Here is a 16,594-nt window from a genome sequence, read left to right on the forward strand (position 1 = left end):
TGTCCCGTTCCCGATCTTCTCTACATTTCCCCGGAAAGGTTAGGAGATATTCCCCTCACCGATGAAGCTTGTCCCGTTCCCCCGGAATTAGTCATCGAAATTATCTCTCCGGAACAATCCTTCAGCAGCCTGAGCGAAAAAGCCGTGGACTACCTAAAAGCGGGAGTCAGTCGCGTCTGGATCGTCGATCCCCGGGCCAAGCAGATCACGATTTTCTATCCCGACGCACCCCCGGCGATTAAAAAAGGCGATGACGAGATTAGCGATATTCTCCTCCCCGATTTAACCCTAACTCCCAGACAAATTTTTGCCAAGGCCCGATTAAGTTAATGCCCTACAGTCTCGTTCTCAATCTCACACCCCGATCGCCGATCTATCCGAATTTTCTCACCGGACGACACCTTCACGCGCTATTCCTTACCCTTGTCAGTAGTGTCGATCAGGAATTAGGGAAAATTCTACACACAGCCGAGGCAGATAAAGCTTTTACCTTATCGCCACTACAGATGCAATCCGGGGGAAAAACGATAAATTCCCCGCAGTGGCGACACGAACGGCCAATCGCCCCCGAAACTCCCTGCTGGTGGCGGATTTCTCTGCTCGATGACCGATTATTCGGTAAATTAACCTCCCTCTGGTTGAATCTCAATCCAAAACACCCCTGGCATCTCGGTTCCGCCGATCTGGTTATCACTAGCGTCCTCGCCACCCCGCAATCGGTTCAACCCTGGGCGAACTCTTGTACTTATCAATACCTGTATGAAAACGCCTCGGCAGCGAATCGGGAATTTGATTTCCTTTTCGCCACCCCCGTCACCTTCCGGCAGGGAAAATTCGATAGTGCCTTACCGACGCGGGAACTGGTGTTTAATAGCCTTCTCAATCGTTGGAATCGCTATAGCGCTATCCCCTTCGATTCTATTGCCCTAGAGTCGATTTTCCCTAGTTTCTTCGATATTCAAACGAAATTAGCCGACGAAGCCTATAAAAACCAGTCGTTCGGTTGTGTGGGTGAGATTCACTATCGTCTTTTGGGAGAGGTGGAACCCGCAAAGATTAAAGCGATTAATGTACTAGCGGATTTTGCCCTCTATGCGGGAGTGGGACGGAAAACCACCATGGGAATGGGGATGACTCGCAGAATTGCTAAGGAGAAAAGATAGCTATGGATGAATCCGACTACATACCGATCGCCGCTCTCAACCATTACGCCTACTGTCCCCACCGTTGTTGGAGAATGTTCGTCGCCGGGGAATTTCTCGATAATAGCTATACGATCGAGGGAACAAATTTACACGAGCGAGTTCACACCGTCGGGGCGGCAAACCGCGAGGAAATATGGCAAATTCGGGCGATCTGGCTTAAATCAGACAATTACCGTCTCATCGGTAAAGCCGATCTGATCGAGTCCCAGGATGGCGAATTTATCCCCGTGGAATACAAACGGGGCAGTAAAGGCGAATGGGATAACGACGAGTTGCAGGTGTGCGCTCAAGCTCTGTGTTTGGAAGAAATGACGGGAAAAAGGCTAGATACTGGCTATATCTACTATGCCAGTTCTCACCAGCGTCAACCGGTGGCGATCGATCTTGCTCTACGGCAACGGGCGATCGCTACGATCCGAGCAGTTGAAACCCTGATCCAGACGGGAAAAATGCCCCCGGCGGTCTATTCACCCCGCTGCAAGGGATGCAGTTTGTTCGATCGCTGTTTGCCCCGATTAACCGAAAAAGTCCAACGATATCGAGAGGAAGAATAAAAAATATGGGAACGGTATATGTGACAAGAGAAGACGCATTTCTCGGCAAAAATGACGAGCGTTTAACGGTCAAAGCATCCAAGGAAACGATACTCGATGTACCTCTATTGAACGTGGAAGGAGTGGTGATTTTCGGACGGGGTTCAGTTTCTCCCGCATTGGTGATCGAATTGTTGGAACGTCATATTCCGCTCAGTTTCGTCACATCCACCGGACGCTATCTCGGTAGATTGGAACCGGAGATGACCAAAAATATTTTCGTTCGTCGAGCGCAATGGCAGGCCGCGGGCGATTCTCCGAAAGCCATTCATTTAGTGCGGGGATTCGTCCGCGGCAAGCTGAAGAATTACCGCAACATTCTACTCCGTCGTCAACGCGATCGAAAAGAGTTGGATTTACAAACTGCGATCGCTTGTTTGGAAGCAGCGATCGGCTCGATCGCAACAACCTCGGCGATCGATTCTCTCCGGGGTTTAGAAGGAGCCGGAAGCGCAGCCTATTTCAGTTGTTTTGATTCCCTAATTCTCGGCGATACTTTTACCTTTGCCTCCCGTAACCGTCGCCCCCCGCGAGATCCGGTCAATTCTCTTTTGAGTCTGGGTTATGCGTTATTGCGCCATGACGTGCAGAGTGCGATCAATTTGGTCGGTTTTGACCCCTATCTCGGTTATCTTCACTATCAACGCTACGGTCGCCCCTCGCTGGCACTGGATCTGATGGAAGAATTTAGAGCGATCGTCGTTGATGCCGTGGTTCTCAATGGGGTCAATCATCCTTATCTTACCCCCGAACATTTCACCACCGAACCCTTAAGCGGTGCGGTTTCCTTGACGAGAGAAGGTTTACAGATTTTCCTGCGCTTGTACGAACAGAAGAAACAATCGAAGTTTAAACATCCAGTAATGGGTAAACAGTGTACTTATCAAGAAGCTTTCGAGATTCAGGCCCGACTAATGGCGAAATATCTCATGGACGAGACGGATAAGTATCCACCCTTGATTTTAAAGTAGGTAGAGGCGGTCATGTATTTTGTTGTCAGTTACGATATTTCCGACGATAAGCGACGAACCAAAATTCACAATACGTTAAAGTCCTACGGCCAACGGGTGCAGTATAGTGTTTTTGAGTGCGATCTAACCGATACCCAGTACGCTAAGCTGCGCGGGCGCTTGAGTAAGTTGATCAAACCCGATACCGATAGCATCCGCTTTTATTTTCTCTGCGCCTGTTGTCGGGGTAAAGTGGAACGTATCGGTGGTGAGTTACCCCGGGATAATACGATTTTTTTTGTTTAGCTCGGTTGCGCTTCCGGGTAGCTGTAAAAATCCTTAACTATTATGTGGTGGCTGGAAAGCTTATGCAATATAGATTCGAGATGATTTTCCTTTCCAACGTGAGGCGCACCTTATCCCGTAAGGTTTTGCGGGGTCTTGAAGAACTGGGTCACTTGCTGTATGATTGGTTTATTGCGGGTGCGGCGCATACGAACCTTGAAAATCCCATAGCGTATAGCTTTTACCACTGGGCGGTTCCAATTAATCTTAAACCCTACTAGGGATTGAAACGGGCTGCTGATGCTTTTGACCGACTTAAAGCAGATCATGTTCCAATTAATCTTAAACCCTACTAGGGATTGAAACAACTGTAATCGCTGATCATCGCGAATTACCCGGAAAGTTCCAATTAATCTTAAACCCTACTAGGGATTGAAACAGCCGATATTCAGTTTAATGGATTCTATAATCAAGTTCCAATTAATCTTAAACCCTACTAGGGATTGAAACTTGACTAGCGGGCAAGAATATAAAATCGGTGAGCGAGTTCCAATTAATCTTAAACCCTACTAGGGATTGAAACGTAAAGCTAGTAAGGTTTGGGCGATTTAGAAAGAGTTCCAATTAATCTTAAACCCTACTAGGGATTGAAACTCGCTACACCCGAACGATGATGATGCAGTCCAGCATCGAGTTCCAATTAATCTTAAACCCTACTAGGGATTGAAACCCGTACAGTACACCGCTATCGGAAGTATACTCATGTTCCAATTAATCTTAAACCCTACTAGGGATTGAAACCGATTTGGGATAAGCCCGTTAAACCTGCGATTGATTGTTCCAATTAATCTTAAACCCTACTAGGGATTGAAACATAGCTTGATTTAAAATAAAGATTAAGATTCATTGGTTCCAATTAATCTTAAACCCTACTAGGGATTGAAACTGGCCAAGTGTGGGTGGACGATCTCGATCTAGCCTATCGATAGTTCCAATTAATCTTAAACCCTACTAGGGATTGAAACATTAGCCCAAAATCGATTTGACTGGTTACGATATATTGTTCCAATTAATCTTAAACCCTACTAGGGATTGAAACAAAATTCTTACTATCTCCTATCTCCTAAGCTAATGGTTCCAATTAATCTTAAACCCTACTAGGGATTGAAACCCGATTAGTGAGAATATAGCCGCGCTTGCTACTAGAGTTCCAATTAATCTTAAACCCTACTAGGGATTGAAACTCCACTTTCAGCCCTTTTTTACAAGTGCTATTAGGGTTCCAATTAATCTTAAACCCTACTAGGGATTGAAACCTATTATTTTCTATAAGATTCTCAATCCCCCTCTTGTTCCAATTAATCTTAAACCCTACTAGGGATTGAAACAAATCCATACTCTTTTAAAGAGGTTAAAGGGATTAATGTTCCAATTAATCTTAAACCCTACTAGGGATTGAAACAAATTGAGATTAGTGCTGACATTATTATTTATCAAAGTTCCAATTAATCTTAAACCCTACTAGGGATTGAAACTGGAAAGACTCTTGGCCGATCAATTATTTTCCTTTGGTTCCAATTAATCTTAAACCCTACTAGGGATTGAAACTTTCAAAATCTCATCAAACGGTCCGAGGTTGTGGGTTCCAATTAATCTTAAACCCTACTAGGGATTGAAACTTGACCCAAGAGTTGCCGGAGCCGCAATCGATCGCATCCTCGTTCCAATTAATCTTAAACCCTACTAGGGATTGAAACTCTAGACCGCATCGGATGCAGTAAATAAACTCGTCATGTTCCAATTAATCTTAAACCCTACTAGGGATTGAAACAGCCCCAAAAAAGGAGCATTATTTAATGGCACTTTTGTTCCAATTAATCTTAAACCCTACTAGGGATTGAAACGAGGGGAAATCTGCCCTTGTTGCAGATGCCCAAGTTCCAATTAATCTTAAACCCTACTAGGGATTGAAACCCAAAGCTTCCAGTCCCTGCTCTGCAAAAGATTGTTGTTCCAATTAATCTTAAACCCTACTAGGGATTGAAACTCGGGATAGCTTTTTTATCCGCTTATCGTGGGGAGTTCCAATTAATCTTAAACCCTACTAGGGATTGAAACTTCAGCCAATCCTTAGCAGAAGCCAGTACCTCCGCTTCCCTGTTCCAATTAATCTTAAACCCTACTAGGGATTGAAACTTTAGCCCATCCACGACTAGCCATAATCACCCCTCGTTCCAATTAATCTTAAACCCTACTAGGGATTGAAACGATTCGTCGGTTGCCACGGGAGGCGATCGAGGAGCGTTCCAATTAATCTTAAACCCTACTAGGGATTGAAACGCTCGAAAGAGGAGGCTTTTAGTTGGTGTAGCTGGTTCCAATTAATCTTAAACCCTACTAGGGATTGAAACAGCTTTAACCCAGCAAATGCGCTAGATTTTATAAAGTTCCAATTAATCTTAAACCCTACTAGGGATTGAAACTTTAGCCCTATGGATAAGATCAGTTTCGAGAAATCTACAGGTTCCAATTAATCTTAAACCCTACTAGGGATTGAAACAGCAACTCCATAAGCGGCAACATATCTCGGTAATTGTTCCAATTAATCTTAAACCCTACTAGGGATTGAAACAGGACAAGTGTGGGTGGACGATCTCGATCTAGCCTATCGGGTTCCAATTAATCTTAAACCCTACTAGGGATTGAAACAGCCTAAGTACAAACAGTACCGGCTACCTATTGACGTTCCAATTAATCTTAAACCCTACTAGGGATTGAAACTTGTTCGGCTAGGGGTGCCTTTTATGGATGCTTTCGTTCCAATTAATCTTAAACCCTACTAGGGATTGAAACAGAATGGTTTGAGCTAAACTGTGATGAAGAGACTTATTGTTCCAATTAATCTTAAACCCTACTAGGGATTGAAACATCTCCAATAACCGTCCATAATCTTTCAAAACCAGGTTCCAATTAATCTTAAACCCTACTAGGGATTGAAACCTGGCTTTTGGGGCGGGGTATCAGGAAAAATCGATGTTCCAATTAATCTTAAACCCTACTAGGGATTGAAACTTCGCTTTAGCTGGTGGTACTTGCGTTGCTACTGCGTTCCAATTAATCTTAAACCCTACTAGGGATTGAAACTGGCAAAAAAGAAGAAAGGAAAGAGCAAAAACGGGTTCCAATTAATCTTAAACCCTACTAGGGATTGAAACGTTCAACACGAAAATTCAAGAGATTCAGTCCCAAGTTGTTCCAATTAATCTTAAACCCTACTAGGGATTGAAACCGATATCGGCCACTACTAAAGCTGCCATCGACGTTCCCGTTCCAATTAATCTTAAACCCTACTAGGGATTGAAACTGGGTGGATCGTTCGGAAGCGAATAAGCGCAGTCACGTTCCAATTAATCTTAAACCCTACTAGGGATTGAAACTTTGACATCGGGCAGAAACTAAGCGAAATCAAAACTGTTCCAATTAATCTTAAACCCTACTAGGGATTGAAACATGCCCAGGATAGCCACTTACCCAGTAATTTCATGTTCCAATTAATCTTAAACCCTACTAGGGATTGAAACTAAAATCTTCTGCATAGCTACCGATACGGGATTAAGGTTCCAATTAATCTTAAACCCTACTAGGGATTGAAACAAAACTGTGGAGAATGGACGAGATGTAATTTACTCCAGGTTCCAATTAATCTTAAACCCTACTAGGGATTGAAACCAAATAAAATTGAACGCGGCGCGTCGTGGGGGCGTTCCAATTAATCTTAAACCCTACTAGGGATTGAAACAAAAAATCGGGCGATCGTTTCCTTGCCGGTGAAATCGTGGCAAGTTCCAATTAATCTTAAACCCTACTAGGGATTGAAACTTTTGTATTACCCCAATAGGAGCATCATGCAAGCATGTTCCAATTAATCTTAAACCCTACTAGGGATTGAAACAGTCTTTGCAAGTAACAGTCCGTATGGAGAATATCGTTCCAATTAATCTTAAACCCTACTAGGGATTGAAACTAAACTTAAACGGCTTAAGAACTAAGTCCCCGATGGTTCCAATTAATCTTAAACCCTACTAGGGATTGAAACTTAAAATGGCTTTAGTTTGAATTGAGTCGCAATCTGTTCCAATTAATCTTAAACCCTACTAGGGATTGAAACAGCGTTGGTGGTCAGTAATTGCAATTAAGCCAATTGTTCCAATTAATCTTAAACCCTACTAGGGATTGAAACCCCTGACGAACGTAAGCGACGTGAAACCAACTACCGTTCCAATTAATCTTAAACCCTACTAGGGATTGAAACAAGGTAAATTATGAAAACTATAGCTAATTCTTTACAGTTCCAATTAATCTTAAACCCTACTAGGGATTGAAACTTTTCCTGGCGGCTTGATTTAGTCCGATTCCGATAGTTCCAATTAATCTTAAACCCTACTAGGGATTGAAACATAGCGCTGCTTAGCTTCATATTTATCCAATTCATGTTCCAATTAATCTTAAACCCTACTAGGGATTGAAACGCGACGGCCTTCGCGGAGAAAAAGGAGAAAAAGGAGAGTTCCAATTAATCTTAAACCCTACTAGGGATTGAAACTTATTTTTATTGAATTATGGCTAATTGTGTATTTCGAGGACCGTTCCAATTAATCTTAAACCCTACTAGGGATTGAAACAAAAAGCTACTAAGCTAAAAGTATCGAGAGGCAAGGTTCCAATTAATCTTAAACCCTACTAGGGATTGAAACAATTTCCGTAAAATCAATATCAATTCCATCTGAAACATGTTCCAATTAATCTTAAACCCTACTAGGGATTGAAACGAACTTCTCCGCTTCTTTGAATTACGTTAATCATGTTCCAATTAATCTTAAACCCTACTAGGGATTGAAACATTCGTATCCCCCGATTAAATTACCTAACAAGTGTTCCAATTAATCTTAAACCCTACTAGGGATTGAAACATTAAAGATTCAGTAGAAGGAAGTGATGCCCCTTGTTCCAATTAATCTTAAACCCTACTAGGGATTGAAACATGTGGGCATCTATTTAGGCGACGGGGAGTATATTGTTCCAATTAATCTTAAACCCTACTAGGGATTGAAACTTGATCAACTCCTCTAGTATTTGCTTCTCTTCGCGTTCCAATTAATCTTAAACCCTACTAGGGATTGAAACAGACACTTTGACGACCCTAATCCCCCTGTAGTCCGTAAGGGTTCCAATTAATCTTAAACCCTACTAGGGATTGAAACTTTTAACTTGCAGAAAGTACCTTGCCATTCTTTTGTTCCAATTAATCTTAAACCCTACTAGGGATTGAAACCGCGGTAAATAGTTGATTGTAAAATTCATTAAATTGTTCCAATTAATCTTAAACCCTACTAGGGATTGAAACACATTAATTATATCAGATAATCGTTGCTAGGGGTTAATTGTTCCAATTAATCTTAAACCCTACTAGGGATTGAAACCGAAGTAGTTGAGAATATCTGTACTGCTGCCCCTTGTTCCAATTAATCTTAAACCCTATTAGGGATTGAAACCCCGTGCTTTAAACCCTACTAGGGATTGAAACACACTATTTTAAAATCTCACCTAATCGATAGTTCGTTCCAATTAATCTTAAACCCTACTAGGGATTGAAACGGATAGATTCTGTGGATGAATCGGGGCGACCAATGTTCCAATTAATCTTAAACCCTACTAGGGATTGAAACTTGGAAGCAATCTGTGATTATTATAAGGTCGATCCTGTTCCAATTAATCTTAAACCCTACTAGGGATTGAAACTTCCTTTACTAATCTCAGTAATTAACCAATTAGTGTTCCAATTAATCTTAAACCCTACTAGGGATTGAAACTAAATCCGAAAACATTGCGGATTTGCATTTTTCCCGTTCCAATTAATCTTAAACCCTACTAGGGATTGAAACACAAGGTGGTGCATTGATACCAGAAGATTTAATTGTTCCAATTAATCTTAAACCCTACTAGGGATTGAAACCTGCTTTTCCGCTTCCCGCGCCTCCGCCATAGAAGAGTTCCAATTAATCTTAAACCCTACTAGGGATTGAAACATTTTTTTTAGCGAAGGGATTGCTGCGACACCATTTCGTTCCAATTAATCTTAAACCCTACTAGGGATTGAAACCGAAGTAGTTGAGAATATCTGTACTGCTGCCCCTTGTTCCAATTAATCTTAAACCCTATTAGGGATTGAAACCCCGTGCTTTTTGAAACAAATCCCAATCTCAACCCTTCGGCTTTGCTCAGGGGTTCCAATTAATCTTAAACCCTATTAGGGATTGAAACACGCTTTTGCCGATTCCATAGCGTTCGTTCAGCTTTTGAATCAATTGTTCCAATTAATCTTAAACCCTATTAGGGATTGAAACGGTTTTTATCGAAAGAAATATTTCGATAATGCACACGTTCCAATTAATCTTAAACCCTATTAGGGATTGAAACTTTAGCCCGATGGATAATGCAAGTTTTGAGCAAACTGTTCCAATTAATCTTAAACCCTATTAGGGATTGAAACAATAGACCAATTACCGTCAGGAAGTGGAGTTTCACGTTCCAATTAATCTTAAACCCTATTAGGGATTGAAACTTAGAAAAAAGTTTTGATCCTTTTGTGGGGTGTGTTCCAATTAATCTTAAACCCTATTAGGGATTGAAACGGACTTATCCTGAATTTACTCAAGCAGGTGGACTGTTCCAATTAATCTTAAACCCTATTAGGGATTGAAACAATAGACCAATTACCGTCAGGAAGTGGAGTTTCACGTTCCAATTAATCTTAAACCCTATTAGGGATTGAAACTGATAATCCTAGCTTTAATCCTTGCTGATAATCTTGTTCCAATTAATCTTAAACCCTATTAGGGATTGAAACTTTTTTAATCCAACTTAGACAACAAAGCTTTAATTGTTCCAATTAATCTTAAACCCTATTAGGGATTGAAACTGGAACTTGAAACCTTCTAGTCTATTAATTTCAAAATGAGAATTGCTGTCAGTGAGTTTATCGAACTGCTTGCGTCCAAAATATCCTATAAATTAGAGGAAGTATAAGCTAATTTGTATTGATAGTAAATCTGTTTTTAATAGTATGAGCAACTCTCAATCGCACGCTAAAAACCTTCTCCCTTGTTCCTTCTCCCCACTTCCCCATACCTATTACCTAGCATTGTTAGTATTCTATAATACCAATGCTTAGGAAACTATAAAGAAAATCCCAAGATTAGGCGAGTCCCTTGGCGAAAAAGGCTATAGTAGCATAAAATCCGTAATTTTATCTACAAAATTGTTATGACAGTTACCAATAGACAAGAGCTAGAAGAACTGATTCAACAGGTGAAAAAAGCTCAACAACAATTTGCCAACTATAGCCAAGAACAAGTAGATCTTATCTTCAAAAAAGCGGCATTAGCAGCCAACAACGCTCGCATTCCCTTGGCTAAAATGGCCGTACAAGAGACAGAGATGGGAGTAATAGAGGATAAAGTGATTAAAAACCATTTTGCCTCAGAAATCATCTACAACAAATATAAACACAGCAAAACCTGCGGCATTATCGAAGAAGATAAATCCTTTGGATTGCAAAAAATCGCCGAACCCGTGGGCATTTTAGCGGGGATCGTACCCACCACAAATCCCACCTCCACAGCCATTTTTAAAGCCCTAATTGCCCTGAAAACCCGCAACGGCATCATTTTTTCCCCCCATCCGCGAGCCAAAGACTGCACGATCGCGGCGGCCAAAATAGTCTTAGAAGCAGCCGTGAAAGCGGGCGCACCGGCCGGTATTATTGGTTGGATCGATCAGCCATCGGTGGAACTTTCCCAAGCATTAATGCAACATCCCAGCATTAATTTAATCCTTGCCACCGGCGGTCCCGGTATGGTAAAAGCGGCCTATTCTTCGGGAAGACCTTCCCTAGGAGTCGGTGCCGGCAATACCCCCGCTTTAATTGACGAAACCGCGCACATAAAAATGGCTGTTTCCTCGATTATTCTCAGTAAAACCTTCGATAACGGCATGATTTGCGCCTCCGAACAATCGGTAATCGTTGTCGATAGCATCTATGAAGAAGTTCGACAGGAATTTATTGATCGCGGGGCCTATCTTCTTTCCCCCGCAGAAAAGGAAAAAGTCATCGGGATTCTCCTAAAAGATGGTCATATCAACCCCGATATCGTCGGGCAACCGGTGGAAAAATTAGCCAACATGGCCGGAATTTCTGTTCCTGAAGATACCAGGTTAATAATCGCAGAAGTGGAAAATATTGGCTTAGAGGAACCATTTTCCTACGAAAAACTCTCGCCAATTTTAGCCATGTACCGAGCGAAAAACTTTGAAGATGGGGTGAAAAAAGCCGAAAAACTGGTCTTATTTGCCGGTCGAGGTCATACGGCCGTGCTTTATACTGCACCCTCTAATCGGGAACATATTAAGCGCTTTGAAGACAACGTACAAACGGCCCGGGTATTAATTAATACCCCTTCCTCCCAGGGTGCGATTGGTGATATCTATAACTTCCGTCTCGATCCTAGTTTAACCCTCGGTTGTGGCACTTGGGGCGGTAATTCCATCAGCGAAAACGTCGAACCTACCCACCTATTAAATATTAAAACCGTAGCCGAGCGCCGGGAAAATATGCTTTGGTTCCGAGTACCACCAAAAGTATATTTTAAATACGGGTCATTACCGATCGCTATTCGGGAATTAGCCGGCAAAAAACGGGCCTTTATTGTCACCGATAAACCTCTTTTCGACCTAGGAGTTACCGCACCTTTACAGGAAATTTTAGAAGAAATCGGCATCACGGTTAATATCTTTTATGATGTGGAACCCGATCCTTCCCTGGAAACCGTCGAACGGGGTTTAAATGTCATTAATACCTTCAATCCCGATGTAATTATCGCTATCGGTGGTGGTTCCCCCATGGATGCCGCTAAAATCATGTGGCTACTCTACGAGCATCCAGAGATAGAATTCGAGAGCTTGGCCATGCGTTTTATGGATATCCGCAAACGAGTCTATGAATTGCCCCCTTTAGGCGAAAAAGCTCTGATGGTGTGTATTCCCACCACTTCGGGAACAGGATCGGAAGTGACTCCCTTCGCCGTCGTCACCGATCGCCGTAATAATATTAAGTATCCTCTGGCAGATTATGCCCTAACTCCCAGCATGGCCATCGTTGATCCGGAATTAGTGCTGAATATGCCGAAAAAATTAACAGCCTACGGCGGAATTGACGCTTTAACTCACGCTCTTGAGGCCTACGTCTCGGTTTTAGCCTCAGAATATACTAACGCTCTTGCTCAAGATGCCATCCGACTGCTGTTTAAATACTTGCCCAGTTCCTATCATAACGGAGCTAAAGACCCGAAAGCGCGGGAAAAAGTCCATTATGCGGCGACAATGGCAGGAATGGCCTTCGCTAATGGCTTTTTAGGCATCTGTCACTCCATGGCTCACCAATTGGGGGCAATTTTCCACATTCCCCACGGTCTGGCCAATGCCTTGATGATTTCCCACGTCATCCTCTATAATGCCACCGATGCCCCCTTTAAACAGGCGACTTTCTCTCAGTACAAATATCCTAACGTGAAGTGGCGCTATGCCAGGATCGCTCATTCTCTGGGATTGGGGGGAGAAAGCGAGACCGAAAGTGTGGAAAGATTGGTATTAGCGATCGAATGTTTAAAACGGGAAATCGGTATTCCGGCCAGTATCAAAGAGGTAATTCCCGAAAGTGAAGCCGAATTTATGGCCAAATTAGACCATTTAGCCGAACAAGCTTTCGATGATCAGTGTACCGGAGCCAATCCCCGTTATCCCCTGATTGAAGACTTAAAAACCCTGTTAATCCAAGCTTATCACGGCAATTTGCCCCTAGAGGTGGCGGTAAATGGTCACGGTGAGGTCAGTCTTGCCGATTTGAAGTTAGATCCGCAACCCTTGAGCTTGTAGAGATAGATTTTGCCTTTGATCCCCCCTACCCCCTAGTAGGGTTGATTCATGAATCAACCCTACCCCTTGCCTATTGCCTATTGCCTGTCTTCATCAGTAGCCTATACTCAACGGATTTAGTATGACAGGTCTTTTGCCGCGGGTCTAATATTGATTTTTATCAACGATTAATCTAAGTTGCTCGACAAGAAGCTATATTAAGTAATAATACCTACAGCCTCATCCTGAGGAGGGAACATGGTAGTTAATCCGCTTCCCGATTTCTCGTTACCGTCAGAATTAACAGATATTCTGCAATCATGCCCGAATTTCACCCTGGCTGCGGATGTCGAACAACTAATTGAATTAGCCGTTAAAGATGCCAAAAACGGCTATCATGAGGTTGCCTATGACATCCCCAACCGAGGTAAAGTGGTAGAAGCCTTAGTGTGTCGGGTTCGCAATGGCATTAGTGCTAATTATACGGAACCGTATATGCGGCGGCGCGATCCCGATTGTATGGTCATTGGCGACGAGTTGCCAACTAATAAACCGACTTTTAAGTCTCGTTTTGGTTTTGAGTTTGAAGAACTAAGACAACAGACCTTCGCGTGGTTAAAAACTCAAGAATTAGCACTTTTTACCTTTGTAGCTGGAGTCAAGGGAAAAGGCCCCGATGTTGTGGTTGTCGCCCCCGCTAACGCCGGTTTCTTCGCTTTAGGGCTTTCTCTGCTCCAAGGCATCGACGATCCTAGTGAAATCGGTTCTGACTTTTTACCCGGGGCGGTTCTCTATGTGGCGCCGCCGTTTCGCCATCAGGTGTTTCAAGGCAAGCAAGTGGTTGTCCATAACCGCCGTCCGGGGTTGCATGAGCTATTCAGCTACAATCTTTATCCCGGTCCTTCGGCTAAAAAAGGAATCTATGGCGTATTGTTAGCCATGGGAGAGCAGGAAAACTGGGTGACGGCCCACGCATCTACCGTTCAAGTGATTACCCCCTACGATCACAAAGTCACCTTTATGCACGAAGGGGCAAGTGGTGGGGGAAAAAGTGAAATGCTAGAACCGGCTCATCGCCGCCCCGATGGGAGTCTCCTATTGGGAAAAAATCTGGTCACGGGGGATGAACGCCACCTAATCTTACCCAAAGCTTGCGATTTACGTCCTGTAACCGATGACATGGCTCTCTGCCACCCCAGTCTGCGCCAGCCCAAAAATCAAGACAAACTGGCTTTAATGGATGCAGAAAATGCTTGGTTTGTGCGTCTCAATCACATCACCCATTACGGCACCGATCCCTATTTAGAAGAACTGACCATTCATCCACCCCATCCGCTTTTATTTCTCAATATCGAGGCACGGCCGGAAAGTACCGCTCTGATTTGGCAACATATCGAGGATGAGCCAGGAAAGCCCTGCCCCAATCCTCGCGTGGTCATTCCCAGAGATATCATCCCTAACGTAGTTAACGGGGCAGTCAGCGTCGATATTCGCAGTTTTGGGGTGCGGACTCCTCCCTGCACCAAGGAAAGACCGAGTTACGGCATCATCGGGCTGCTGCATCTTCTCCCCCCCGCCTTGGCTTGGTTGTGGCGGTTAGTTGCTCCTCGCGGTCATGCCAATCCCAGTATCGTCGAGAAGGAGGAGATGAGTTCCGAAGGGGTTGGCTCTTACTGGCCCTTTGCCACCGGACGGCGAGTGATTCAAGCTAATCTGATTTTGCAACAAATTCTCACCACCCCCAAAGTTCGTTACACCCTCTGTCCCAATCAGTATATTGGTGCTTGGGAAGTGGGATTCATGCCTCAGTGGATCGCACGGGAATATCTAGCTCGTCGGGGTGGCGAAAAATTTTCTCGCCAACAGGTTGTTCCCTCCCGTTGTCCCTTGCTCGGTTACACCTTCCGCTCGATGATGGTTGAGGGGCAAACTATCGGTAACTGGTTTTTCCGTGTCAACCTGCAACCAGAAGTGGGAAATGAGGCCTTTGACCGGGGGACTACGATTCTTAAAGAATTTTTTGCCGGCCAACTTCGGCAATTTCTCGAACCCGATCTCGATCCTCTGGGTAAAACAATTATTGACTGCTGCCTCTCCGATGCCAGTTTAGAAGATTACGAACGACTGATTCCCTACCCGATCATCAGTGATGAAGACTGATTAGGGCTGGCTGAATAAATCTAAAAACCTTGTTGGGTAAGACTTTTAGACTTTTTGTCAATCAAAAAGTACCAGATATGGGAGTGATCGGGGGGAAATTTCAGGGACTTTTTCCCACACCCCACACCCGACACCCCACCAACAAGCTTATTCAGCAAACCCTAACCACTCCTAAAAATTATCTTTTTTCCCCCGCAGCCGTGCAAACACTTGTACTGGTTCGCTGCTATCCATGGTCATGGCCAAAGCGGGACTATCCCAGCGCAAAAAAGGATTAGTCAGCTTTTCCGTCCCCAAAATTGCCGGAATCGTGGGAAGATCTTCAGCGCGATGTTTTTCCACTTCCCGATAACGCTGTTGCAGAGCAGCATTATTAGGGTCAACTGTCAAGGCAAACTTTAAATTATTTAACGTATATTCGTGAGCGCACCAAACCCTGGTCTGGTCGGGAAGCGATCGCAATTTAGTTAAAGAAGCCACCATTTGCCCCGGTGTTCCCTCAAATAAACGACCACAACCCCCAGAAAACAGGGTATCACCACAGAATAACTCGCCGTAATCTCCGGGGTTAACCGGGGGAAAATAATAGGCAATATGAGCGCGAGTGTGGCCGGGGACAAAGAAAACCTCGGCCCGGCGACCGGCAAATTCCACCCGGTCCCCCTCCTCTAAAAACAGCTGCTGGCCCGGAATGCGACCGCGATCCTCCTTTCCCCCATAAACACAAAGATGGGGATAACGATTAATTAAAGCCTGATTAGCCCCCACATGGTCGCCGTGGTGATGGGTATTGAAAATAGCGACTAAATCCACCTGTAAAGCCTCTAATCGCCTGAAAACCGGTTCAGGTTCCGCCGGATCCACCACGGCCGCGATTTTTTGCGCTCGATCGTAGAGGAGGAAAATATAATTATCGGAAAGGGCGTTAAGACGTTCGATCTCCATGGTAGAATCCTGGGCTAAGGTTTAACTCGATCATACCTATAGCAGCATCTTTCAGAAATCAGGCTAGAAGCCTCAACCACTGGGACAAAATCTTAAATATGGCCGATGTAGAATAATAACTATAATAAAAGTGTCATCGAAAATTTGGGTCTGAAACCCCATCGTTCTACGACGGCTTTACTGTTAAATATGAGCATCGTTTACGAAATATATGCTAAAATGTGAGATATGGAAAAAGCCTATTCTTACCGATTTTACCCCACACCCGAACAAGAGTCGCTATTGCGGCGCACTTTGGGCTGTGTAAGATTGGTTTACAATAAAGCTCTCCATGTCAGAACACAAGCATGGTACGAAAAGCAAGAAAGAGTAGGCTACGCTCAAACTTCTTCAATGCTAACCGATTGGAAAAAACAAGAAGAATTAAACTTTCTCAATGAAGTAAGCTGTGTACCTTTACAACAAGGGTTAAGACATTTACAAACAG

9 protein-coding genes and 1 CRISPR repeat array are annotated in these 16,594 nt (G+C 43.7%); of the genes, 8 read left to right on the forward strand and 1 reads right to left on the reverse strand.

From position 1 onward, the window contains the following. From EWV60_RS18905 to EWV60_RS18935, 7 genes are all read left to right on the forward strand, one after another. On the forward strand, positions 1 to 330 hold a 330-nt coding region (locus EWV60_RS18905), incomplete at its 5' end, for a Uma2 family endonuclease (RefSeq protein ID WP_287234018.1). Then, positions 330 to 1,163, forward strand: a complete 834-nt coding sequence (gene cas6, locus EWV60_RS18910; RefSeq protein WP_287234020.1) for a CRISPR-associated endoribonuclease Cas6 — start codon at positions 330 to 332, stop codon at positions 1,161 to 1,163. The genes EWV60_RS18905 and cas6, both read left to right, overlap by 1 nt. Positions 1,164 to 1,165: 2 nt before the next feature. Further along, a complete protein-coding gene (cas4, locus tag EWV60_RS18915; RefSeq protein WP_190537452.1) occupies positions 1,166 to 1,759 on the forward strand; it encodes a CRISPR-associated protein Cas4 in 594 nt (197 codons plus the stop codon). Between the two features lie 5 nt (positions 1,760 to 1,764). Beyond that, positions 1,765 to 2,769, forward strand: coding sequence for a type I-D CRISPR-associated endonuclease Cas1d (gene cas1d / locus EWV60_RS18920; protein WP_287234023.1), 1,005 nt, complete (start codon positions 1,765 to 1,767; stop codon positions 2,767 to 2,769). Positions 2,770 to 2,781: 12 nt separating this feature from the next. After that, a complete protein-coding gene (cas2, locus tag EWV60_RS18925) occupies positions 2,782 to 3,054 on the forward strand; it encodes a CRISPR-associated endonuclease Cas2 (protein WP_002742874.1) in 273 nt (90 codons plus the stop codon). Between the two features lie 233 nt (positions 3,055 to 3,287). After that, a CRISPR array of direct repeats spans positions 3,288 to 10,012; the repeat unit is 37 nt; unit sequence GTTCCAATTAATCTTAAACCCTACTAGGGATTGAAAC. A gap of 344 nt (positions 10,013 to 10,356) precedes the next feature. Then, positions 10,357 to 13,023, forward strand: coding sequence for a bifunctional acetaldehyde-CoA/alcohol dehydrogenase (gene adhE, locus EWV60_RS18930; RefSeq protein ID WP_287234025.1), 2,667 nt, complete (start codon positions 10,357 to 10,359; stop codon positions 13,021 to 13,023). A gap of 237 nt (positions 13,024 to 13,260) precedes the next feature. Continuing rightward, positions 13,261 to 15,162 carry a DUF4914 family protein gene (locus EWV60_RS18935; RefSeq protein WP_287234027.1) on the forward strand — a complete coding sequence of 634 codons (1,902 nt, stop codon included), beginning with the start codon at positions 13,261 to 13,263 and terminating at the stop codon, positions 15,160 to 15,162. A gap of 171 nt (positions 15,163 to 15,333) precedes the next feature. Here EWV60_RS18935 and gloB read toward each other — a convergent pair whose 3' ends face one another. Then, the gene (gloB, locus tag EWV60_RS18940; RefSeq protein WP_130758193.1) at positions 15,334 to 16,107 is read right to left on the reverse strand and encodes a hydroxyacylglutathione hydrolase; all 774 of its coding nucleotides are present in this window, start codon (positions 16,105 to 16,107) and stop codon (positions 15,334 to 15,336) included. A gap of 228 nt (positions 16,108 to 16,335) precedes the next feature. Between gloB and EWV60_RS18945 the strand changes: the two genes are divergently transcribed. Then, positions 16,336 to 16,594: helix-turn-helix domain-containing protein (locus EWV60_RS18945; RefSeq protein WP_287234029.1), on the forward strand; the 259-nt coding region annotated here is incomplete at its 3' end.

The organism is Microcystis sp. Msp_OC_L_20101000_S702 (assembly GCF_007095705.1).
Classification (GTDB): Bacteria; Cyanobacteriota; Cyanobacteriia; order Cyanobacteriales; family Microcystaceae; genus Microcystis; species Microcystis ichthyoblabe_A.

Bases quoted from the DNA above. Each gene is read 5' to 3' on its own strand.
- cas1d (WP_287234023.1), top strand. From the start codon at position 1,765: ATGGGAACGGTATATGTGACAAGAGAAGACGCATTTCTCGGCAAAAAT.
- cas6 (WP_287234020.1), top strand. From the start codon at position 330: ATGCCCTACAGTCTCGTTCTCAATCTCACACCCCGATCGCCGATCTAT.
- cas4 (WP_190537452.1), top strand. From the start codon at position 1,166: ATGGATGAATCCGACTACATACCGATCGCCGCTCTCAACCATTACGCC.
- EWV60_RS18935 (WP_287234027.1), top strand. From the start codon at position 13,261: ATGGTAGTTAATCCGCTTCCCGATTTCTCGTTACCGTCAGAATTAACA.
- adhE (WP_287234025.1), top strand. From the start codon at position 10,357: ATGACAGTTACCAATAGACAAGAGCTAGAAGAACTGATTCAACAGGTG.
- gloB (WP_130758193.1), bottom strand. From the start codon at position 16,107: ATGGAGATCGAACGTCTTAACGCCCTTTCCGATAATTATATTTTCCTC.
- cas2 (WP_002742874.1), top strand. From the start codon at position 2,782: ATGTATTTTGTTGTCAGTTACGATATTTCCGACGATAAGCGACGAACC.